The sequence below is a fragment of the Bifidobacterium catenulatum subsp. kashiwanohense JCM 15439 = DSM 21854 genome, assembly GCF_001042615.1.
Classification (GTDB): Bacteria; Actinomycetota; Actinomycetes; order Actinomycetales; family Bifidobacteriaceae; genus Bifidobacterium; species Bifidobacterium catenulatum.
The window spans coordinates 1,276,321-1,295,789 of record NZ_AP012327.1 but is presented as its reverse complement, the minus strand read 5'-3'; the positions used below and the strand labels follow the sequence as shown (position 1 = coordinate 1,295,789).

General features: G+C 54.6%; 22 protein-coding genes. 21 read left to right on the top strand and 1 reads right to left on the bottom strand.

Going from position 1 to position 19,469, the window contains the following annotated elements; all coding sequences use genetic code 11:
• Positions 1–4: 4 nt before the first annotated feature.
• The 21 genes from lgt to BBKW_RS10945 all read left to right on the top strand — a co-directional run bounded on the left by lgt (position 5) and on the right by BBKW_RS10945 (position 18,551).
• Positions 5–1,018 (top strand): prolipoprotein diacylglyceryl transferase, encoded by a 1,014-nt coding sequence (gene lgt / locus BBKW_RS05675; protein ID WP_033501067.1) that lies wholly within the window; start codon positions 5–7, stop codon positions 1,016–1,018.
• Positions 1,019–1,052: 34 nt separating this feature from the next.
• Complete coding sequence (gene rpe / locus BBKW_RS05670; protein ID WP_033501068.1) at positions 1,053–1,718, top strand: ribulose-phosphate 3-epimerase; 666 nt, start codon at positions 1,053–1,055, stop codon at positions 1,716–1,718.
• 34 nt (positions 1,719–1,752) lie between these two features.
• Complete coding sequence (locus tag BBKW_RS05665; protein ID WP_003834733.1) at positions 1,753–2,016, top strand: phosphoribosyl-ATP diphosphatase; 264 nt, start codon at positions 1,753–1,755, stop codon at positions 2,014–2,016.
• A gap of 46 nt (positions 2,017–2,062) precedes the next feature.
• Positions 2,063–2,914 carry an ATP phosphoribosyltransferase gene (gene hisG, locus BBKW_RS05660; protein WP_033501069.1) on the top strand — a complete coding sequence of 284 codons (852 nt, stop codon included), beginning with the start codon at positions 2,063–2,065 and terminating at the stop codon, positions 2,912–2,914.
• A 13-nt stretch (positions 2,915–2,927) separates the two neighbouring features.
• Positions 2,928–3,530, top strand: coding sequence for a CDP-alcohol phosphatidyltransferase family protein (locus BBKW_RS05655; RefSeq protein WP_003834736.1), 603 nt, complete (start codon positions 2,928–2,930; stop codon positions 3,528–3,530).
• Between the two features lie 5 nt (positions 3,531–3,535).
• Positions 3,536–4,507: a DUF881 domain-containing protein gene (locus tag BBKW_RS05650; RefSeq protein WP_033501070.1), complete on the top strand. Its 972-nt coding sequence runs from the start codon at positions 3,536–3,538 to the stop codon at positions 4,505–4,507.
• A complete protein-coding gene (locus BBKW_RS05645) occupies positions 4,507–4,839 on the top strand; it encodes a small basic family protein (RefSeq protein WP_033501071.1) in 333 nt (110 codons plus the stop codon). Before BBKW_RS05650 ends, BBKW_RS05645 begins: the two co-directional genes overlap by 1 nt.
• A gap of 6 nt (positions 4,840–4,845) precedes the next feature.
• On the top strand, positions 4,846–5,673 hold the full coding sequence (locus BBKW_RS05640; RefSeq protein WP_033501072.1) for a DUF881 domain-containing protein: 828 nt from the start codon (positions 4,846–4,848) through the stop codon (positions 5,671–5,673).
• Positions 5,674–5,843: 170 nt separating this feature from the next.
• Positions 5,844–7,877, top strand: a complete 2,034-nt coding sequence (gene thrS / locus BBKW_RS05635; protein WP_033501073.1) for a threonine--tRNA ligase — start codon at positions 5,844–5,846, stop codon at positions 7,875–7,877.
• Positions 7,878–7,987: 110 nt separating this feature from the next.
• Complete coding sequence (pgsA, locus tag BBKW_RS05630; protein ID WP_033501074.1) at positions 7,988–8,650, top strand: phosphatidylinositol phosphate synthase; 663 nt, start codon at positions 7,988–7,990, stop codon at positions 8,648–8,650.
• 114 nt (positions 8,651–8,764) lie between these two features.
• Positions 8,765–9,520, top strand: a complete 756-nt coding sequence (locus BBKW_RS05625; RefSeq protein ID WP_033501075.1) for a YebC/PmpR family DNA-binding transcriptional regulator — start codon at positions 8,765–8,767, stop codon at positions 9,518–9,520.
• Positions 9,521–9,526: 6 nt separating this feature from the next.
• On the top strand, positions 9,527–10,108 hold the full coding sequence (gene ruvC, locus BBKW_RS05620) for a crossover junction endodeoxyribonuclease RuvC (protein ID WP_033501076.1): 582 nt from the start codon (positions 9,527–9,529) through the stop codon (positions 10,106–10,108).
• Between the two features lie 44 nt (positions 10,109–10,152).
• Positions 10,153–10,770: a Holliday junction branch migration protein RuvA gene (ruvA, locus tag BBKW_RS05615; protein ID WP_033501122.1), complete on the top strand. Its 618-nt coding sequence runs from the start codon at positions 10,153–10,155 to the stop codon at positions 10,768–10,770.
• Between the two features lie 11 nt (positions 10,771–10,781).
• Positions 10,782–11,855, top strand: coding sequence for a Holliday junction branch migration DNA helicase RuvB (gene ruvB / locus BBKW_RS05610; protein ID WP_033501123.1), 1,074 nt, complete (start codon positions 10,782–10,784; stop codon positions 11,853–11,855).
• A gap of 92 nt (positions 11,856–11,947) precedes the next feature.
• A complete protein-coding gene (locus tag BBKW_RS05605) occupies positions 11,948–12,313 on the top strand; it encodes a preprotein translocase subunit YajC (RefSeq protein WP_229027406.1) in 366 nt (121 codons plus the stop codon).
• 116 nt (positions 12,314–12,429) lie between these two features.
• Positions 12,430–13,011 (top strand): adenine phosphoribosyltransferase, encoded by a 582-nt coding sequence (locus tag BBKW_RS05600; protein WP_033501078.1) that lies wholly within the window; start codon positions 12,430–12,432, stop codon positions 13,009–13,011.
• Positions 13,012–13,062: 51 nt separating this feature from the next.
• A complete protein-coding gene (sucC, locus tag BBKW_RS05595; protein ID WP_033501079.1) occupies positions 13,063–14,256 on the top strand; it encodes an ADP-forming succinate--CoA ligase subunit beta in 1,194 nt (397 codons plus the stop codon).
• Between the two features lie 2 nt (positions 14,257–14,258).
• Positions 14,259–15,182 carry a succinate--CoA ligase subunit alpha gene (sucD, locus tag BBKW_RS05590; RefSeq protein WP_033501080.1) on the top strand — a complete coding sequence of 308 codons (924 nt, stop codon included), beginning with the start codon at positions 14,259–14,261 and terminating at the stop codon, positions 15,180–15,182.
• Positions 15,179–16,570, top strand: coding sequence for a cell division protein PerM (locus BBKW_RS05585; RefSeq protein ID WP_228428946.1), 1,392 nt, complete (start codon positions 15,179–15,181; stop codon positions 16,568–16,570). The genes sucD and BBKW_RS05585 overlap by 4 nt, the downstream gene beginning before the upstream one ends.
• The gene (gene purH, locus BBKW_RS05580) at positions 16,518–18,146 is read left to right on the top strand and encodes a bifunctional phosphoribosylaminoimidazolecarboxamide formyltransferase/IMP cyclohydrolase (protein ID WP_033501081.1); all 1,629 of its coding nucleotides are present in this window, start codon (positions 16,518–16,520) and stop codon (positions 18,144–18,146) included. Before BBKW_RS05585 ends, purH begins: the two co-directional genes overlap by 53 nt.
• Positions 18,147–18,269: 123 nt before the next feature.
• Positions 18,270–18,551, top strand: coding sequence for a DUF3017 domain-containing protein (locus tag BBKW_RS10945; protein ID WP_081962268.1), 282 nt, complete (start codon positions 18,270–18,272; stop codon positions 18,549–18,551).
• Here the strand turns inward: BBKW_RS10945 and BBKW_RS05575 are convergent.
• Positions 18,468–19,403: an MIP/aquaporin family protein gene (locus BBKW_RS05575; protein WP_033501082.1), complete on the bottom strand. Its 936-nt coding sequence runs from the start codon at positions 19,401–19,403 to the stop codon at positions 18,468–18,470. The genes BBKW_RS10945 and BBKW_RS05575 overlap by 84 nt on opposite strands.
• Between the last annotated feature and the right edge of the window lie 66 nt (positions 19,404–19,469).

Here is a 19,469-nt window from a genome sequence, read left to right as displayed (position 1 = left end):
AACCATGACACTTGCATACATTCCATCGCCAACGATTTCACAGTTTTCCATCGGCCCTGTAACGATTCACATCTATGCGTTATGCATTCTGTTGGGAATTGTGTTGGCGGTATGGATAACCGCCACACGATGGAAGAAGTTGGGCGGTAATTTCGATCAGGTTCTTGACATCACTTTGGTCAGTGTCCCCGCCGGTATCGTGGGTGCCCGAATCTATCACATCATCACCACGCCCGAACGTTTCTTCGGGCCGAATGGCGATTGGGCGGAGATGTTCCGCATCTGGAATGGCGGACTTGGCATCTGGGGCGGAGTGCTGCTTGGAGCGTTGGCCGCATGGGCTTGGTGCAGACACAAGCATTATCCAATGGCCTTGCTGGCCGACGCCATCGCCCCGGGATTGTTGGTAGCACAGGCTGTTGGGCGTTTGGGCAACTGGTTCAATCAGGAGCTGTATGGCGCGCCGACGACTTTCCCATGGGGCCTGAAGCTCAATATGGAAGGCACTGCTATCGGGCACAGCGAGCAATGCTACGACGGGTCTACATGCCCAAGCGGAACACTGTTCCATCCAACCTTCCTGTATGAGATGATTTGGAATCTCATCGGAGCCGCAATCATCGTGTACATCGGATCCAAGGCTATGAAAAAGCTTAAAGCCGGATCCCTATTTACCGTGTACATCATGTGGTACACGTTGGGGCGTACTTGGATTGAATCCCTACGCATCGATTATGCGCATGAGTTCTTGGGTGTGCGCATCAACGTGTGGGTTTCCATGGCGGTGTTTGTGCTTGGTGTGGTGGCGTTCATCGTCGTGCAGCAGATGGGCAAGGATACTGACCTGTTGGCGGAGAAGCTTCGTACCGTCACTGAAATCGAGCAACGTCTCGAAAACGGTGGATTGGAAGAATCCGCCGATCATGCAGCGACTCGTTCAAAGAAAACTGCGGATGAAATCGAAACCAACGATGCCGAAACCGTCTCGAATACCGACAAACAGTCCGACATCAAGTAACAGCAAGTCGATTACCTTTCATAGAATGAGAGTCATGACTATTCAAATCGCACCAAGCATCCTGTCCGCCGATTTCTGCAACCTTGAGCGTGACCTCAAGGCCATTTCCAATGCGGATCTCGTTCACGTCGACGTGATGGATCATCATTTCGTCCCGAATCTGACTTTGGGCGAGCCGATCGTGGCTCGTATCTGCGAAGTCACCGATCTTCCGGTTGACGTGCATCTGATGATTGAGGATCCGGATCGTTGGGCACCTGAGTACGCCAAGCTGGGCGCCGCATCCGTGAGCTTTCATATGGGGGCTACTCATGCTCCGGTGCGTCTGGCACGCCAGTTGCGCGAAATGGGTTGCAAAGCCTGCTTCGCGGTACGTCCGGCTGAACCTGTCGAGCCGATTTTCGATATTCTCGACGAATTCGACATGATTTTAATCATGACCGTCGAACCCGGCTTCGGTGGCCAGAAGTTCCTCGACAACCAGATGTCCAAGGTGCGTCGCTTGCGTGACGAAATTACCCGCCGTGGTCTTGCCACCAAGATTCAGGTCGATGGCGGTGTCAGTCCGAAGACTGCCCATATCGTAGCTGAAGCGGGTGCTGATGTGTTGGTCGCGGGTTCCGCTGTGTACGGCGCTGAGAATCCTGCGGAAGCCATTGATTCCATTCGCGAGAAGGCTGAAGCCGCATTCAAGGCCTGACCTTCCATCAATTTTTTGAGGATAGACAAGAACAATGAAGACTTTTGAATCCCTTTTTGCTGAATTGAGCGAGAAGGCCGCTTCCAAGCAGGCTGGCTCGCTAACTGTTGACGAACTGGGCAAGGGCACGCATTTCATCGGCAAGAAGATCGTCGAAGAGGCGGGCGAGACCTGGATCGCAGCCGAATACGAAGGTGCCGATCGTACCGCAGAGGAGATGAGTCAGCTCATCTACCACCTGCAGGTCATGATGATTGACCGTGGCATCACACTCGAAGACATCTACAAGAATCTGTGAGTTTTTGGCCATGCCGCAGAAGGCATGGCCTTTTTGGGGAGGAAAAATGCTGAGAATCGCCGTGCCTAACAAAGGCATGCTGTCTGAACCTGCCTGGAACATGCTGGCCGAAGCTGGCTATCGTCTGAGGAGCAATCCGCGTCAGCTGGTCGTAGAGGATCCCGATAATGATGTGGAGTTGTTCTATCTGCGTCCGCTTGATATTGCCGTCTACGTTGGACGCGGTACCATCGACGTCGGCATCACCGGCCATGATCTATTGCTCAACTCCGGAACGGACGCTAAGGAGCACATGGAACTTGGCTTCGGCGCATCGACATTCCGTTTCGCGGCCCCGAACGATTCCCCGATCAGCACGCTTGAAGACATCGAAGGCAAACGCGTCGCCACCAGTTTCGACAAGCTTGTGCATGATTATCTGGTCGAACATGGCATCAACGCCGAAACCGTGCATCTTGACGGTGCCGTCGAATCGTCGGTGCAGCTTGGAGTGGCGGATTTGATCGCCGACGTCGTGTCCACGGGCACCACACTCCGCAATGCCGGCTTGCGTATTTTCGCGGAGCCGTTGCTGCATTCCGAAGCCGTACTCATTCGTTCTCCGCGTCTCGCTGAGAACGACGACCGCCTGACGATTCTAAGCCGCCGACTGCAGGGTGTGCTCACTGCCCAACGCTACGTGCTCATGGATTACGACATTCCGGTCGAGAAGGTTTCCGCCGCTGTGGCCATCACGCCAGGCTTTGAGAGCCCGACCGTTTCCCCGCTGCATGACAAGCAGTGGGCGGCCGTGCGCGTCGTCGTGCCGAAGGCCAAGGTCAACCAACTGATGGACCAGTTGTATGAAGTTGGTGCCCGTGGCATAATTGTCACCGCCTTGCAGGCCTCGAGAATGTAATGTTGCTCGAAGTATGAGCAAACTGATTATCAAAAAGCAGTACAGTCCGGAACCGCGGGATATCTATTTCACGGTTCCGAACCTTATTAGCCTGTTGCGAATCATTTCGATTCCTTTCATCTCGGTATTGGTCTCTCGTCATGAGATGGTGCTTGCGTTGGTTGTGCTTGCGCTTTCGGCAGTATCTGACGGTTTGGACGGTCTTATTGCAAGGTCGTTCAACCAGGTGAGCAAGATCGGGCAGATTCTCGACCCCATCGCCGATCGTCTGCTGATTTTCTGTAGCATCCTTGCATTGGGCGTCGCCGACATCATTCCATGGTGGATGTTGATTGTCGTTGGATTGCGCGATTTGATCATGGCGATTCTCGTGTTGATATTAGCCCAGCATGATTATGGTCCGCTGCCCGTGCATTTCGTGGGCAAAGCAGGCACCGCCATGCTGATGATTGCTATTGTCGCTTTGATTTTTGCGGATATCTGGTCCAATTCCGCTACGGATACATTGCATTTATGCGGTCTCGCCACCGGCACATGGGGCGTAGGATTGTACTGGCTTGCCGGCTATATTTACATACGTCAGGGAATCCAGCTGCTGAAAAACGATAAGGATTAGCGCACATGATGCATGATGCTTCGGAACGTGTGTCGTTTCCGGTGTCTCCGGAGAATACGCCCACGAAGCGTCGCGCCGTTTTTTCGGCGTCTTTCGCTGGGCTGACCTCGCATCATGTGCAGCCCGACACTGCTGCATCCACCTCTCGAAGAAGGCGGAATTTGGACGATGATTCGCTGCGGCTCATCGATGACCTGACCAACCGTCCGATGGATGCGATGTATACGGATTCGAGACTGGCCACCAAAACACCGCCGATGTTTGCGGTCTGGTTTACCCGTGTGTTGGTGTTTCTCATCTGCATTGCCGTGGGTACGGCAGGCAGCGTATTCGTTCGGCAGTTGAGCACCGACCCCCGTAAGGAAGTGCGCAAGCAGCTGTCAAGTCAGTTGGCTGAGCAAACAAAAAACGTCGAGACCCTCACCAAAGACGTCAATGCGCTGCGTGCCCAAGTTGAAGAGGAATCGAAATCCGTGTCGAACTGGTCATTGAACCAGACCATACAGGATGACGAAATGGTCAATGGCGTACTTCCCGTGCGAGGCGAAGGCATCACGCTCACCATCGCCAACCCGATATCTGTGGGCGGTGACAACGCGGATTCGTCGCTGCCAAGAGAAAACGGCAATCAGGTTCGCGTCGTCACGGATTCGGATCTGCAGGTGCTTGTCTCGCTACTCTGGCAGTCCGGAGCGGAAGCGATCGCCATCAACGGATACCGTCTCGGCGTGCAGACTTCCATACGAACGGCTGGAACGACGATCCTCATCGGAGTCAATTCCGTGCAAAGTCCGTATCGCATCGAGGCGATCGGCAATTCCAGCGTTCTTGCCAATGCGGTGAGCAAGAAAACACAACAACGTTTGTACGATGATTTCAAAGAAGCGGGCATCTATCCGCAAGTGGGCAAAAACAAATCGATTACACTGGAAGCGGCGGTAACTGGCGAAGTGACATATGCAAGGAAGGTCAAGTAATGGCAGCGGTCTTGGGACTTATCATTGGCGTGGTCATTGGCGTGTTCGTCCGACCGGACATCCCCATTGCCCTTCAGCCGTATCTGCCGATTATGGTTCTGGCCGCGCTCGATGCGCTGCTTGGTGCCGTACGAGCCTATTTCCAGCGCAGCTTTTCCGATAAGGTCTTTGTGATATCCTTTTTTTCGAACGTCATTACCGCAACATTGCTGGTTTTCTTGGGAAACCAACTTGGCGTTGGTTCCCAGCTGCAGACCGCTGTCATCGTCGTGCTCGGCATTCGAATCTTCACCAATGTGTCGGCCATCCGGCGTTTCATCTTCAAGGGATGACGTGGCATGAGCAGACGTAACGATGACAACAAGGACGTGCTCTCCAAAATTCACGAGCAGATCGTCAAGGACCAGAACAACGACAGCACCCAGACCGGATCGTTTCCAGTGGTCAGGCGCAAGCCGAAGCGGATTTCGCTGAACGCGAAGGTCACTCGTGCCCGTCTGTACTCCAGCGTGCTTGTAACCGTGCTTTGCGCGTTGCTCGGCTTTAGCTATGCCATTCAGTTGAACAACACAACGTCCACATATGAGACGATGAGTGAGGACGAACTAACCAAACTCATCAGTGAAACCAGCACGCAGGTCCAAAAGCTTGAGCAGCGCAAAAGTGAGCTTTCCAGCCAGCTTGACTCGCTGAAGGATACGGCCGACAAGAACGAAAAGGCGGCGGAAATCGCCAAACAGAATGCCGAATCGAATGGAATTCTTTCCGGACGTCTGCCGGTATCTGGAGAAGGCGTGGTCATCCGTATTTCCAAAGGATCAAAGCAAGATATTGATGCGTCGATTCTGTTCACGCTTCTTGAAGAATTGCGCAATAGCGGTGCGGAGGTCATTGAAATCAACGATATTCGTGTGATTACCAGTACGTATATCAGCGATTCCGCAGACGGTCTCAGCTGTGATGGCGCGAATATCAAGGCGCCATTCATCATCAAAGCGATAGGGGATAGCGACAATCTGCAGAACGCCGTCAATCTTGCGGGCGGTGTTGGTTCACGTTTGAAAGTGAAGTATGGCTCCACCGTGTCGATTGCGCCTTCCGACAAGGTGGAAATCATGTCGACGAGAAGAGCGCCACAGTACACGTATGCGCATGTCGTCGAATAACTCCTCAAGTAGCGTTTTCTTTTGGTCGATCCTAAAAATAGTTGTGTTGTAGAGTGCCGTTCACCTTTTCAGCGTGCCGATGTCTGCCCTCAACCCTATCTTGTTCATCGTTGACATACAGTCCAGGCCTGCACATTAGTAACGCGGACCCCGATAGCAAAGGACAACCCATGGCTGAACAGACCATCTCCATCATACTCAACGGTGAAGCGAAGGAGGTGGCAGCAGACCAGACTGGCGTCCAACTCTTTGCGGAAGACAAGAACATCATCGCGGTGCGTCTTAACGGCGAGCCTCGCGATTTGTATACCGAACTGCATGACGGCGATGTTGTGGAACCAATCGTGCTTGATAGCGAAGACGGTTTGGCCATTATGCGTCACTCCGCGACCCACGTCATGGCACAGGCCGTGCAGGAGATTCGCCCGGATGCCAAGCTTGGCGTCGGCCCGGTCATCAAAGACGGTTTCTACTACGATTTCGATGTTGAGACTCCGTTCACTCCTGACGATCTCAAAGAGATCGAAAAGCGCATGCAGCGCATCATCAAATCGTCCCAGTCCTTCCGCCGCCGCGTGGTGACCGAAGAGGAGGCTTTGGCGGAAGAGGCTGATCAGCCGTACAAGCTGGAGCTAATCAAAGACAAGGAAGCCCACCTCGATCCGGAGGCGGCCACTGAAATCAGCGGCAAGGAACTGAGCTTCTACGATAATGTCGACCGCGACGGCAATGTGGTTTGGAAGGACCTGTGCCGCGGACCGCACCTGCCGAACACCCGCTATATCAAGGCGTTCAAGATCGAGCGTTCCGCAGCTGCATATTGGCGTGGCAGCGAAGCTAATCCGATGTTGCAGCGCATTTATGGCGCGGCTTTCGCCACCAAAGAAGATCTCAAGGCCTATCAGACTCGTCTTGAGGAGGCCGCCAAGCGTGACCACCGTAAGCTTGGCGCGGAGATGGATCTGTTCTCCTTCCCGGATGAGATCGGTCCGGGCCTGGCTGTGTTCCATCCGAAGGGCGCTGCCGTGATTAACGCGATGGAGGATTACTCCCGCGAAATGCATCGCAAGCACCACTACAGCTTCGTGCAGACTCCGCACATCACCAAGGGCGGTCTGTACGAGACTTCCGGCCACCTGCATTGGTACAAGGATGGCATGTATCCCGCAATGCGTCTGGATGAGGAAAAGGACGAGAACGGCAACGTCATCAAGCAGGGCTTCGACTACTACCTGAAGCCAATGAACTGCCCGATGCACAACCTGATCTTCAAGTCCCGCCAGCGTTCCTACCGCGAGCTGCCATTGCGCCTGTTCGAATTCGGCACGGTGTATCGCTACGAGAAGTCCGGCGAGGTGCATGGTCTGACCCGCGTGCGCGGCTTGACTCAGGATGACTCCCACATCTACTGCACTCGCGAGCAGATGAAGGACGAGTTGAAAAACCTTCTGACCTTCGTGCTTGGCCTATTGAAGGACTTCGGTCTGGACGACTTCTATCTAGAGCTGTCTACCAAGGATCCGCACAAGTACGTCGGTTCTGACGAGATCTGGGAGGAAGCCACCAATACGCTGGCCGAAGTCGCCAAGGAATCCGGCCTTGAGCTGATTGACGATCCGTGTGGCGCAGCCTTCTACGGTCCGAAGATTTCCGTGCAGGCCCGTGATGCCATCGGCCGCACCTGGCAGGTGTCCACCATCCAGCTTGATTTCAACCTTCCGGAACGTTTCGGCTTGGAATACATCGCTGCGGACGGTACTCACCAGCGTCCGGTGATGATTCACCGTGCGCTGTTCGGCTCCATCGAACGCTTCTTCGCCGTGCTTCTTGAGCATTACGCCGGTGCTTTCCCGGCATGGCTCGCTCCGGTTCAGGTGCTTGGCGTGCCGGTTGCCGATGAATTCGCCCCGCACTTGCAGCAGTTCATCGCCAGTCTCGAAGAGGAAACGGTTCGTTGTGAAATCGACATGTCCGACGATCGTTTCGGCAAGAAGATCCGCAACGCGTCCAAGTCCAAGGTTCCGTTCATCCTCATCGTTGGCGAGGAAGACATGAACAACAATGCGGTGAGCTTCCGCTTCCGTGATGGCAGCCAGCTGAACGGCGTGCCGGTCAATGAAGCCAAGGCTCAGATTATGACCGTGCTCAAGAAGCGCGTTCAGGTCAACAACGTCGACGACTTCAAGTCCGCCATCGCAGACTGAGCCGATTCACTTGCATTCGGTCTCATACGATCATGGGTCATATAAGGGCGCACAAGCATCATTATTGACGCTTGCGCGCCCTTTTCGTTTTCCGAGAAACAGGAATCCGCATGCTAGAACATCTTCGCGCACCATTCAAAAAACTCATAGAACCGCTTGCCAAAGCGTTGATATCCATTGGTCTGACCGCAAATGCGGTGACGGTCATAGGCACCATTGGAACCATTGTGGTCGCCTTCGTCACCGGCATCACAGGATGGCTTTTCGCTGGAGCCGTAGTGCTGACATTGCTGGTGCTGGCCGATTCCCTGGACGGTTCGATCGCGAAGCTGACTACGGGAGGCACCCAATTCGGCGCTTTTCTGGATTCCACGTTGGATCGTATCGCCGATTGGGCATTGCTTGCCGGAGTGATCGTCTTCTTCATCTTGCACGCCGATTGGTGGTATGACATCAGCCGGTCAAGCCCGGATTATATTAGTTGGGTTGGTGTCGGCGCGGCCATGGTGTCAATGATGACGTCGTTTGTGACGTCGTATGCGCGTGCCCGTGCGGAATCCGTTGGTTTCGAAGTAAAGAACGGCATCGCAACGCGCGCCGACAGACTGGTCATCATTCTGGTGGGCATGGCGATCACTGGATTGACGCATCATGGCCTATGGCTGGCCATTGACATGGTGTTGCTTGCAGTTTTAGGTGTGGCCACAGTATTCCAGCGCGTTCTCGAAGCACGTCGACAGATGGCTGCCGGTCATAGGACGTATCAGCTATAACTGCCTGTAAACGTCGAATGTTGACGCGCCTGACAACCATATGTCAGGCGCTTTGTCTTAGAACCGCTTTAGAATCGTTTCGTTTGAAACATCCGCAACCTGCCTAGGAGCATTATGTCAGGTCATTCCAAGTGGGCGACCACCAAGCACAAGAAGGCCGCCATCGACGCGAAGCGTGGCAAGCTGTTCGCCAAGCTGATCAAGAATATCGAGATCGCAGCACGTATGGGTGGTGGCGATCCTGACGGCAACCCGTCCCTGTACGACGCCATCTACAAGGCCAAGAAGGCTTCCATGCCTGCCGATAACATCAAGCGCGCTGTCAAGCGTGGTTCTGGTGAAGAGGCCGGCGGTGCCAACTACGAAGATATCGTCTATGAGGGCTATGCTCCCGCAGGCGTCGGTCTGATCATCGAATGCCTTACCGACAACCGCAATCGTGCGGCTGCTGAAGTGCGTTCCACCCTGACCAAGGGCAATGGTTCCTTGGCTACCTCCGGTTCCGTGAGCTTCAATTTCGAGCGCAAGGGACAGATTATTGTTCCTGCCGAAGGCGTTGATTTCGATGATCTGTTCGAAAAGGCCGCTGAAGCTGGTGCCGAGGATGTGACCGAAGATGGCGATGTGTTCACCGTTGTCACCGATCCTTCCGAAATGATCGATGTTCGTAAGGCTCTGCAGGATGCTGGTTTCGATTACGATTCCGCTGATCTGGTCATGATGCCGAAGAACGAGGTTGAATTGACTCTTGAGGATGCTCAGAAGGTGTCCAAGCTCATCGACAACCTCGACGATTTGGACGATGTGCAGAACATCTACTCCAACTGGACCGCTTCCGATGAGGTCATGGCTCAGCTTGACGAGGAGTAATCGAGCGTGATTATTCTTGGCGTCGACCCCGGGCTGACTCGCTGCGGGGTCGGCGTGATCGAAGCCGGCGCATACCGCCGGCTTTCTTTTATTCATGTGGATGTGGTGCGGTCCGATCCGAAAATGTCACAGGATTTGCGTCTGTTGGCCATATACAATGGTTTGGTTGAAAAAATAGAACGGTTTGCGCCAGATACCGTGTCCATTGAACGTGTGTTCGCACAAGAGAACCGCAATACCGTGTTGGGGACCGCGCAGGCGGCCGGGCTGGCCATGTTGGCTGCAGCCCAGCGTGGCATTCCCGTTGCCCTGCATACGCCGACTGAATCGAAAATGGCGATCACTGGCAACGGCAAGGCCGAAAAGATTCAGATGGAACGTATGGTCGCCCGTATTCTAGGGCTGAACACCCTGCCCAAACCTGCTGACGCGGCCGACGCGTTGGCCATTGCGATTTGCCATGCCCTTCGTCCTGCGGGTGCGCTGCAAGGGGGCGAACGTGAGCAGCATCTCACTGATGCGCAACGTCAATGGGCGCTTGCCTCGCAGAATGCGGCACGGCAGCGTGGCGTCCGCAGAGGAATGTAGACTATCGAACAAATGTTCTACAGTTGTTTATGGGAGGTGACGGCATGATAGGCATGCTGCATGGCCAAGTCGATTCCATTGACGCGGTTTCGGCGATCATTGAGGTCGGGGGAGTTGGCTATGAGACCAGGATGCCTTCGGCGGATCTGGCTTCCATGCACGCCGGTCAAACGGTGAAGGTGTACACGTCGTTGAACGTTTCGCAGGATGCGATCACGCTGTATGGCTTTTCCTCGCTCGCATCGAAACGTATGTTCCTGCAATTACAGAAGGTCAGTGGCATTGGCCCGAAGGTTGCCCTTTCCTTGCTTTCGACGTTGCCTCCGGAACGTTTGGCGAGAGCCGTGGCAGATGGCGATGCCACTGCGCTGGCGAAAGCGCCGGGATTAGGTAAAAAAGGTGCGCAAAAAATCATCCTTGAGCTTAAAGGGTCCATTGACCTTAGCCAGATTGAAGGCGCTTCTCCTGAAACACGTTCCACGGAAGATACTGGTTCGGAACAGGTGGTGGAAGGCCTGATGTCTCTTGGATGGCGTCAACAGGATGCCGTTCATGCCGTGCAAGACGTCTGCGAGAGCAACCATATCGATATTCCACTGGGAGACGATGACGTGCCTCGTGTGCTCAAACTCGCGTTGGCGTCCCTTGATCGAGGTAGGTGAATCGCACCATCATGACGAACGACTCTGCATTCGACCAGCCGAATACTGGTGCCAACGAGGAATCACTCCGCATGGTTTCCGCATCTTCAGTCGGCAACGAGCCGGTGAGCGACGAGGAACTGCGACCCCATGTTCTTGACGGTTTCATCGGACAGCCAAGGCTCAAGGCGCAGCTGCAGCTGTTTTTGGACGCTGCCCGCAAACGCGACGTTCCTCCGGACCATATTCTTTTGGCAGGGCCTCCGGGCTTGGGTAAGACCACGTTGGCCATGATTGTTGCCAACGAGCTTGGAGTGCCGATCAGAGTCACTTCCGGTCCGGCCATTCAACATGCCGGCGATCTGGCTTCCATTCTGAGTTCTTTGGATGCTGGGGAAGTACTCTTCATCGACGAGATCCATCGTCTTCCACGGGCGGCCGAGGAATTGTTGTATATAGCCATGGAGGATTTTCGCGTTGACGTGATGGTCGGCAAAGGACCGGGCGCTTCCTCCATCCCTCTTACTTTGCCGCGGTTTACAGTGATCGGTGCCACCACTCGTGAAGGCATGCTGCCGTCGCCGTTGAGAGCTCGTTTCGGTTTCACCGCACATCTCGACTTTTATCCGCATGAGGAGCTTGAAAAGCTTATCGAACGATCGTCGGCTGTGCTCGGCATCCGTCTCGAGGACGGCGCTGCCCATCAGCTTGCCATGCGTTCGAGGGGTACACCGCGTATCGCCAACCGACTGCTTCGCCGCGTAAGGGATTGGGCAATCGTACATGATCTGGAAACCGTGCATCCAAATGATGTCAAGGAGGCTTTGGCGTTGTACCAGATCGATACTGAAGGTCTGGACCGCTTGGATATCGCGGTGCTAAAAGCCATTGTCACCAATTTCAACGGAGGACCAGTCGGTCTGAACAATCTGTCGGCCATGGTCGGCGAGGAATCGGAAACCGTGGAAACGGTTTGCGAGCCGTATTTGGTTCGTGAGGGGTTCCTCATGCGCACGCCGAAGGGTCGTGTGGCGACACGTAAGGCATGGGAACATCTCGGTTTGGTGCCTGACGAATCTCAGGTTGATGTCAGCAAGCTAGCCTAGACTCATTGTCTTGGACATAATGTCCCGTTTGAGCGTCCACCTCAAGGAGTTGTGCTTTGGATTACATTTTTCTCATCGTCATCGTTGTCGCCATGTTTGGCATGATGTTCTGGCAGTCCAAGAAGGCTAAGCAGCAGCAGGCCGAGCGACAGGATTTTCGTGCCAATCTTCAGCCCGGCACTGAGGTCATCACCATCGGCGGCGTGATCGGCAAGGTTGTTTCCGTTGATACCGAATACGAGGAGATCGTCATCGATTCCGAAGGTTCCCAGATTCGTTTCGGCTTCAACGCCATCAGCCGTGAATACGTGCGTCCCGCATATGTGCATGATGACGAGGTCGATGAGAACGGCAACCCGCTTCCCGTCGATTCTGCAGATGAAGATCAGGTTGCCCAGGAGCCGATTGAGGGTGAGATCGAAGCGGTACAGACTGAGGCCGAACAGAAGAACAGCTGACAACATATAAAAAGATATCGGCGAGAATCTCGTTTTTGGGATTTTCGCCGTTCTTTTTCGCGTCGAAATCCTATAATGCAAAGTGCCGCATATTGAAGGAGAAGGAAACTACCGCCATGGCATCAACGGATATCACTGTTTCCGGTTTAAGCAGGGTCGGAGCTGAAAACGCCGAGTACCTCATTTCTAAAATTCGCACGATTCCCGGTTTCCCAAAAGAAGGCATTCTTTTCCGTGATTTCATGCCGGTATTGGCTGATGCTCGTGCCTTTGGCGTTCTTCTGGACGCTCTTGAGGCCGCGCTGCCAGTGGATCCCAATGACTTCGACGCCGTTGCGGGTCTTGAAGCGCGAGGTTTCTTATTTGGTCCTGCATTGGCCGCGCGTCTTGGCAAAGGATTTATCGCCGTGCGCAAGGCGGGTAAGCTTCCGCCTGAGACTGTGTCGCAGTATTATGATCTTGAATATGGCCAGGCTGCTGTGGAAATCGAAACCAGCGCCGTGCATGAGGGTGAACGTGTGCTCATCGTTGATGATTTGATCGCCACCGGTGGAACTGCTAATGCGGCCAGTGCGCTGATCGAAAAGTGCGGTGGCAAGGTGGCTGGTTTCAGTTTCGTTATGGAACTTACCGGCATTGACGGCATGAAGTCCTTGCAGGAGTATCCAGCCAGTTCGTTGGTCACCATGCCTGCGTGATTTGAGTATATTCTTTCTAAATAACCAATAGCATCAAGGGAAAAAGAATCCATGGATCTCTATGAGTATCAGGCTAGGGAGCTGCTTGAAGAGCAGGGTATTCCAACGCCTAAGGCAGTGTTCGCGCAGAACTCTCACGAAGTGGCTGAGGCTGCCGAGCAGATTGGCTACCCCAATGTGATCAAGGCTCAGGTGAAGATTGGTCATCGCGGTCAGGCTGGCGGTGTCAAGCTGGCGAAGAATCGCGATGAGGCTATTCTTGCATCCGAGGGAATCCTGCCGATGACCATTCACAAGCACAAGGTCAGCGGTGTGTTGGTAGCTGAGGCAAAGAACATTCTTCACGAGTACTATGTCTCCATTTCCGTGGATCGTTCCTCCCGTGATTTCGATGTGCTTGCCACAGCGAATGGTGGTACCGAGGTTGAGGAGATCGCCAAGGAGCATCCGGAATCCGTCAAGCGTCTGCATATTGACGCGCTTGAGGATTTCGACCTCGAAGCGGCCACCAAAATGGCTGAAAGCATTGGTTTCTACCATGCCGATGTTAACCAGGCCGCACAGATTCTGTTGAAGATGTGGCATTGCTTCAAAGACAATGACGCTACGCTTGTTGAGATCAACCCGCTTGCCAAGATCGGTGATCCGGATGACGAATCGTCCAAGACGCTGTGCGCGTTGGACGCCAAGATTTCTCTGGACGACAATGCGGCGTTCCGCCACGATGGTTGGAGTCGGTTCGCAGACCCGGTGCATGTCGATCCGTTCGAGCAGAAGGCACGTGAGCATGGCTTGCATTATGTGCATCTCCAAGGTTCCGTTGGCGTAATCGGCAACGGTGCCGGTTTGGTGATGAGCTCGCTCGACGCCGTTTCCGGTGCCGGTGAGGATCAGGGAACCGATGTCAAGCCCGCAAACTTCCTTGATATCGGTGGCGGCGCGTCTGCCGAAGTGATGTGCAGCAGTCTGGAGATCGTGCTTTCTGATCCGCAGGTAGAATCGGTGCTGGTCAACGTGTATGGTGGCATCACATCCTGCGAACAGGTGGCGAAAGGCATTCTGGAAGCTCTTGACAAGCTTGGCAGCTCCAAGCCTCTGGTGGTCCGTTTCGACGGCAATGCCGCTGCTGAGGGTCTGCGCATTCTTGCCCAAGCTAATCGAGTCAATCTGCATGTCGCACAGACTATGGAAGAGGCCGCACAGCAGGCTGCACGCCTTGCGGCCAACGGCAAGGAGGTTCGCTGAAAATGACGCTTTTCGTTGAGGATGGCACACCTGTCATTGTGCAGGGCATGACTGGGCACCAGGGTATGACCCATACCGCGCGCATGCTGAAGGCCGGCACCAATATCGTCGGCGGCGTCAATGCTCGCAAGGCCGGTCAGGAAGTCAATTTCCCTGAAGCAAAAAACGGCGAAGATGTTACCCTGCATGTTTTTGGCAGCTGTTCCGAAGCCGTTGAAATTACCGGTGCACAGGCGAGTGTTGTGTTCGTACCGCCACGTTTTGCTAAAGACGCCGTGGTTGAGGCCATTGAAGCCGGTATCAAGTTGATTGTGGTTATCACCGAAGGTATTCCGGTTGCCGACAGTGCGTATTTCGTTGAGCTCGCATTGCGCAAGGGCGTACGCATCGTCGGGCCGAACTGCCCTGGTCTGCTTACGCTTCCTTCGACGGAAAATGCGCAGGGCTGCAATCTCGGCATCATTCCGGACGGCATCGTCTCCCGTGGACCTTTGGGCTTGGTGTCCAAGTCCGGCACCCTTACCTATCAGCTGATGGGGGAGCTGTCCGACATCGGCTTCACTGCATGCTTAGGCGCTGGCGGCGATCCCATCGTTGGCACCACGTTGCAGGAGGCCCTTGAAGTATTCGAAAACGATGATGCCACCAAGGCCGTCGTGATGATTGGTGAAATTGGCGGTAGCGCCGAACAGGATGCTGCCAAGTGGGCATCCGAGCATATGACCAAGCCTGTCGTCGCCTATATCGCTGGCTTCACGGCGCCGGAAGGCAAGCAGATGGGCCATGCTGGAGCCATCGTTTCAGGCGGCAAGGGAACCGCGCAAGACAAGAAGGAAGCACTCGAAGCCGTGGGCATCCGTGTTGGACGAACTCCGGGGCAGACTGCTGAAATCATGCGCGAGGTGCTCGCTTCCAAGTCGATATGATGGCAAAGAACCTGAAGTATTGGTTGAAAGGGCTTGCCGTAGCGGCAGCGTCCATGATTATCTATGCTGTCGCCCTCGGCTGCTATATAGCTCTGATGCTTCTGATCATCTCCATGGAGGAAGGCGGCGACAATCTGTCCGCCTTCTCCGTTCCCTTGACTGAAGCGGTTGTGCTTCTCAGCCAAGGATCCGGGTTCAAAACCGAATCTATCACACTGACGATTATGCCGTTGTTGCTGACGGTTATGCTGATTGCACTTATTTCATCGCTTGCCAAGCGTATTGGAACCAGTTTCTCCGGATGCGTGACGGGGACTGCTGGCTGGGTGCTGATTAACATATTCTTCGCCAACAGCGTCGATACCGAGCTTGTTGACACGACCGGCATGATTATCGTGAAAACGGCGGTCATCTTCATACTGGGCTATGCCATTGCCTTGATTCCTGAGGCGCCGTTGACTGAGCGAGGTTTGGAATGGATTGGCAAGCATGTTTCGTTGCCGGTTCGTAAGACTATCACCATAGGCTTAGCTCTTGGTCTGTTGTTGATTGCAGTCTATCTGGTCATTGGCCTGATTGTGGTCGTGTATTGGGTGTTTAGCAATCAGTCGGCCATGGTGAAGCTGTATGAGTTGTCGGGAATGCAGAACGGCTCTCGTATACTTACGACGATCGCTATGCTCGCGTGGATTCCGAACATTGCGATTTGGGCGGTTTCCTGGGTGTTCGGAGCAGGTTTTTCGATTGGCGACCTTGCTGAATTCACTATGTGGAGCGGTCAGGGAACGGCATTGCCGTCGCTGCCGATATTCGGTCTGCTTCCTTCGGCAATTGAAACGGATTGGGTTCGAATCGCATTAATGTGCATTCCTTTGGCGTTGCCCTGTATCGCAGGCATAATCGTCATGTTGTTCAACAAGGGATTCCATATCAGAGCTGATGATGCTGATCACCAGATTGACGTCAAGCGGGTGGTGTTCGGACTCGCCTATCCCGCGGGAACATTCTGCATGTCCTGCGTGATCGTATCGGTAGGCTCGAGTTTGCTGTTCTCCATCTCCAACGGGGCACTGGGATCGAAACACCTTGCGCATGTCGGTGTCGATGTAATTGCGTCGACACGTAAGGTTGGGCAGCCCACTGCAGTCGGACTGTTCTCATCGTGGCTGCTGACTTTGGTGGCTGTATCTATGTTTTTCGGAATACGCTGGGGCATAAAGCGTGTCCGCGAGGGCAGGAGCGGTACATCCGCTGCGGTCCTCGAACCAAATAATCGTGAGATCGCCGATGCGGCCCGCACAGTGACCTCAACCATTAACAATAAGGAGGAGCAGGGTGACAACAACGAATCGACCGATACGTCGAGCTCTGGTATCGGTCTTCCATAAGGAAGGCATAGAAGTTCTTGCCGAGGCGTTCATCAAGGCCGGCACTGAAGTGGTTTCCACTGGTTCCACTGCAAAGCGTCTTGCGGAACTCGGCGTCAAGGTGACGGAAGTCTCGGAGGTCACTGGTTTTCCCGAGTGTCTCGATGGCCGTGTCAAAACCCTTGACCCACATATCCACGCAGGTATCCTCGCTGATATGACCAATGAGAAGCACGCGGCTCAACTGGAAAAGTTTGGCATCAAGCCGTTCGATTTGGTGGTCGTCAACTTGTATCCGTTCGCTGATACGGTTCGTTCCGGTGCGGACGAAGCTGCCACTATTGAAAAGATCGATATCGGAGGCCCGTCCATGGTTCGCGGAGCGGCGAAGAACAACGCCACCGTGGCCATCATCACGGATCCGAACGATTATGCGTTGGTTGCGGCCCGTATCGAGAACGGTGAAGGTTTCTCCCTTGAGGAACGTCGCTGGCTGGCCGGCAAAGCGTTCGCGCACACGGCGTCTTATGATGCCACCATCAACGAGTGGACCGCGAAGCATTGGCCGAAGCCGGCTACCGTTGATCATCCGACTGCCGAAGGCGAGACGGAATTGAATGAGGCCAAGTTCCCGGCCGCATTCACCCGTACCTGGGATCGCGCCCATGTTCTGCGTTATGGCGAGAATCCCCACCAGCAGGCCGCGTTGTATCTCGATCCGCTGAACCAGAACGGCTTCGCACATGCTGAACAGCTCGGTGGCAAGCCGATGAGCTACAACAACTATGTCGATGCCGATGCAGCCTGGCGTGCCGTGTGGGATTTCGCTCCGCAGATTGCGGTTGCCGTGGTCAAGCACAACAATCCGTGCGGCCTTGCCGTTGGAGCCACCGTCGCTGAGGCGCACAAGAAGGCGCATGCCTGCGACCCGATGAGCGCCTATGGTGGCGTGATCGCTGCGAACAGCAAGGTCACCGTGGAAATGGCAGAAAGCGTCCGTCCGATCTTCACCGAAGTGATTGTCGCTCCCGATTATGATGCCGATGCCCTTGAGCTGTTGCAGACCAAGAAGAAGAATCTTCGCATTTTGAAGGTTACCGAACCGCCGAAGTCCAAAACACAGTTCCGTCAGATCGACGGTGGTCTGTTGGTGCAATCCACTGATCTCATCGACGCTCCGGGCGACGATCCGGATGCGTGGAAGCTGGTTTCCGGCAAGCCTGCGGACGAGCAGACCATCAGGGATCTGGTTTTCGCTTGGCGAGCCATCCGTTGCGTCAAGTCCAACGCTATCCTGATCGCCCATGATCAGGCCACGGTCGGCATCGGCATGGGTCAGGTGAATCGTGTCGATTCCGCCAACCTGTCCGTTGAGCGCGCGAATACGCTGGCTGATGGTGCAAATCGCACTCAGGGCGCTGTTGCGGCATCCGACGCGTTCTTCCCGTTCGCCGATGGTGCTGAGATTCTTATCAACGCAGGTGTCAAGGCCATCGTCCAGCCGGGTGGTTCCATCCGCGACGAGGAAGTGTTCGAAGCGGCCCGCAAGGCCGGCGTCACCATGTATGTGACTGGCACCCGCCACTTCTTCCACTGATAGTTCCACCTCTCATACGAGGGTATTGTGATTAGCGTGGCGTCCGATTCCGTATTGGTTTCGGACGCCACGTTTATTATGATTACGATTGTTGCAGGCAAGCGAGATATGAAAGGCCTCGGAATGAGCCATCCTTACGTTTCCGAAGATCATGAGGGCAAACCGTGGTTTGAATGGATTGTCGCAGTTGTAGTGATTATTGCGACGGCGCTTGCGGTCGCAGGATATACAAAGGCCGCCACCGCTGCGATCGCGGTGACGGCCATAGTGACTGGGCTGGTCAGGCTGGTGTTGCGTGAACGCAGCCCATGGAAGGTCCGGTCAGTTGTTTTCGACGCTTTCATGGGTGTAGGTTTGGGCGCTGGACTGCTCATTCTCCTCACCATCGTTCCTGTCGGAAACTGACGCTTCGTCAAGAACAGTGTCGTTTTCGATTTCATCGGCGACTTCGGCATCCGACGTATTCTTCTTTGTGCCGACCATACCGGAGATAATGACGATAAGGGCAACGACGGCAGCGGCGAGAACGGGGCAGATCCAGAAGACCCACAGCTGCTGCAATGGTTCCTCGTTCAGACCCTGGTTTTGCGCGAAAATAGCGATGCCAGTAGCGCGTGCCGGGTTCAATGCAGCTCCGGTCACCGGGTAGGCGATGGCGGTGCCGATGCCGTAGGCAAGCCCCATGGCGAAGGCATGGTTCGTATCGGACTCGCCATGTTTGCCCGTGGTGCGAAGCGCGGCGGCAACAATGACGATGCCTGCGATGACTTCGACAGCGATGGCCAAGGTGATGCTGAACGTTACGCCATAGTTGCCAAGTGTGGAGTAGGAGACGGAGTTCTTATCGAAGCCGTTGATCGTCGGCGTCATCCAGATCTTGAACGTCACCTGCTCGGAAGCCGGCAGAAGGAATCGGATGGCAGCGCCGGCGCCAATGCCGCCGAGCACTTGAGCAATGATGTACAGAATGCCATCAAGCACATGGGTCTTGCCGGTGAGCATGGCGGCGACAGATACGGCCGGATTGAATTGCGCTCCGGAGATGGATCCAAAGATCACGGTGGCCGCGGCATATACGATGCCCGTCAGCAGGGCGATGAACGCCATATTGATGCCGTATACTGCGGAGCCAAGCGAGCAGATCGCGTAAATCGCGAAGCAGATGATGAAGCTTCCCACAAGTTCCGCTCCGACACGAAGTGCCAGCGGCTTGCTTTGCTCTTCCTTAGTTATGGACGTTGCTTCAACAGCAGTCATAGTCTTTCCTCTGTCATATAGTGGACAAGTTGCGATTTTTTGGAAATCGCCAAACGACTGCCATAG

Coding starts and splice junctions, on each gene's coding strand:
- lgt (WP_033501067.1), top strand. CDS start 5: ATGACACTTGCATACATTCCATCGCCAACGATTTCACAGTTTTCCATC.
- rpe (WP_033501068.1), top strand. CDS start 1,053: ATGACTATTCAAATCGCACCAAGCATCCTGTCCGCCGATTTCTGCAAC.
- BBKW_RS05665 (WP_003834733.1), top strand. CDS start 1,753: ATGAAGACTTTTGAATCCCTTTTTGCTGAATTGAGCGAGAAGGCCGCT.
- hisG (WP_033501069.1), top strand. CDS start 2,063: ATGCTGAGAATCGCCGTGCCTAACAAAGGCATGCTGTCTGAACCTGCC.
- BBKW_RS05655 (WP_003834736.1), top strand. CDS start 2,928: ATGAGCAAACTGATTATCAAAAAGCAGTACAGTCCGGAACCGCGGGAT.
- BBKW_RS05650 (WP_033501070.1), top strand. CDS start 3,536: ATGATGCATGATGCTTCGGAACGTGTGTCGTTTCCGGTGTCTCCGGAG.
- BBKW_RS05645 (WP_033501071.1), top strand. CDS start 4,507: ATGGCAGCGGTCTTGGGACTTATCATTGGCGTGGTCATTGGCGTGTTC.
- BBKW_RS05640 (WP_033501072.1), top strand. CDS start 4,846: ATGAGCAGACGTAACGATGACAACAAGGACGTGCTCTCCAAAATTCAC.
- thrS (WP_033501073.1), top strand. CDS start 5,844: ATGGCTGAACAGACCATCTCCATCATACTCAACGGTGAAGCGAAGGAG.
- pgsA (WP_033501074.1), top strand. CDS start 7,988: ATGCTAGAACATCTTCGCGCACCATTCAAAAAACTCATAGAACCGCTT.
- BBKW_RS05625 (WP_033501075.1), top strand. CDS start 8,765: ATGTCAGGTCATTCCAAGTGGGCGACCACCAAGCACAAGAAGGCCGCC.
- ruvA (WP_033501122.1), top strand. CDS start 10,153: ATGATAGGCATGCTGCATGGCCAAGTCGATTCCATTGACGCGGTTTCG.
- ruvB (WP_033501123.1), top strand. CDS start 10,782: ATGACGAACGACTCTGCATTCGACCAGCCGAATACTGGTGCCAACGAG.
- BBKW_RS05605 (WP_229027406.1), top strand. CDS start 11,948: ATGTTTGGCATGATGTTCTGGCAGTCCAAGAAGGCTAAGCAGCAGCAG.
- BBKW_RS05600 (WP_033501078.1), top strand. CDS start 12,430: ATGGCATCAACGGATATCACTGTTTCCGGTTTAAGCAGGGTCGGAGCT.
- sucC (WP_033501079.1), top strand. CDS start 13,063: ATGGATCTCTATGAGTATCAGGCTAGGGAGCTGCTTGAAGAGCAGGGT.
- sucD (WP_033501080.1), top strand. CDS start 14,259: ATGACGCTTTTCGTTGAGGATGGCACACCTGTCATTGTGCAGGGCATG.
- BBKW_RS05585 (WP_228428946.1), top strand. CDS start 15,179: ATGATGGCAAAGAACCTGAAGTATTGGTTGAAAGGGCTTGCCGTAGCG.
- BBKW_RS10945 (WP_081962268.1), top strand. CDS start 18,270: ATGAGCCATCCTTACGTTTCCGAAGATCATGAGGGCAAACCGTGGTTT.
- BBKW_RS05575 (WP_033501082.1), bottom strand. CDS start 19,403: ATGACTGCTGTTGAAGCAACGTCCATAACTAAGGAAGAGCAAAGCAAG.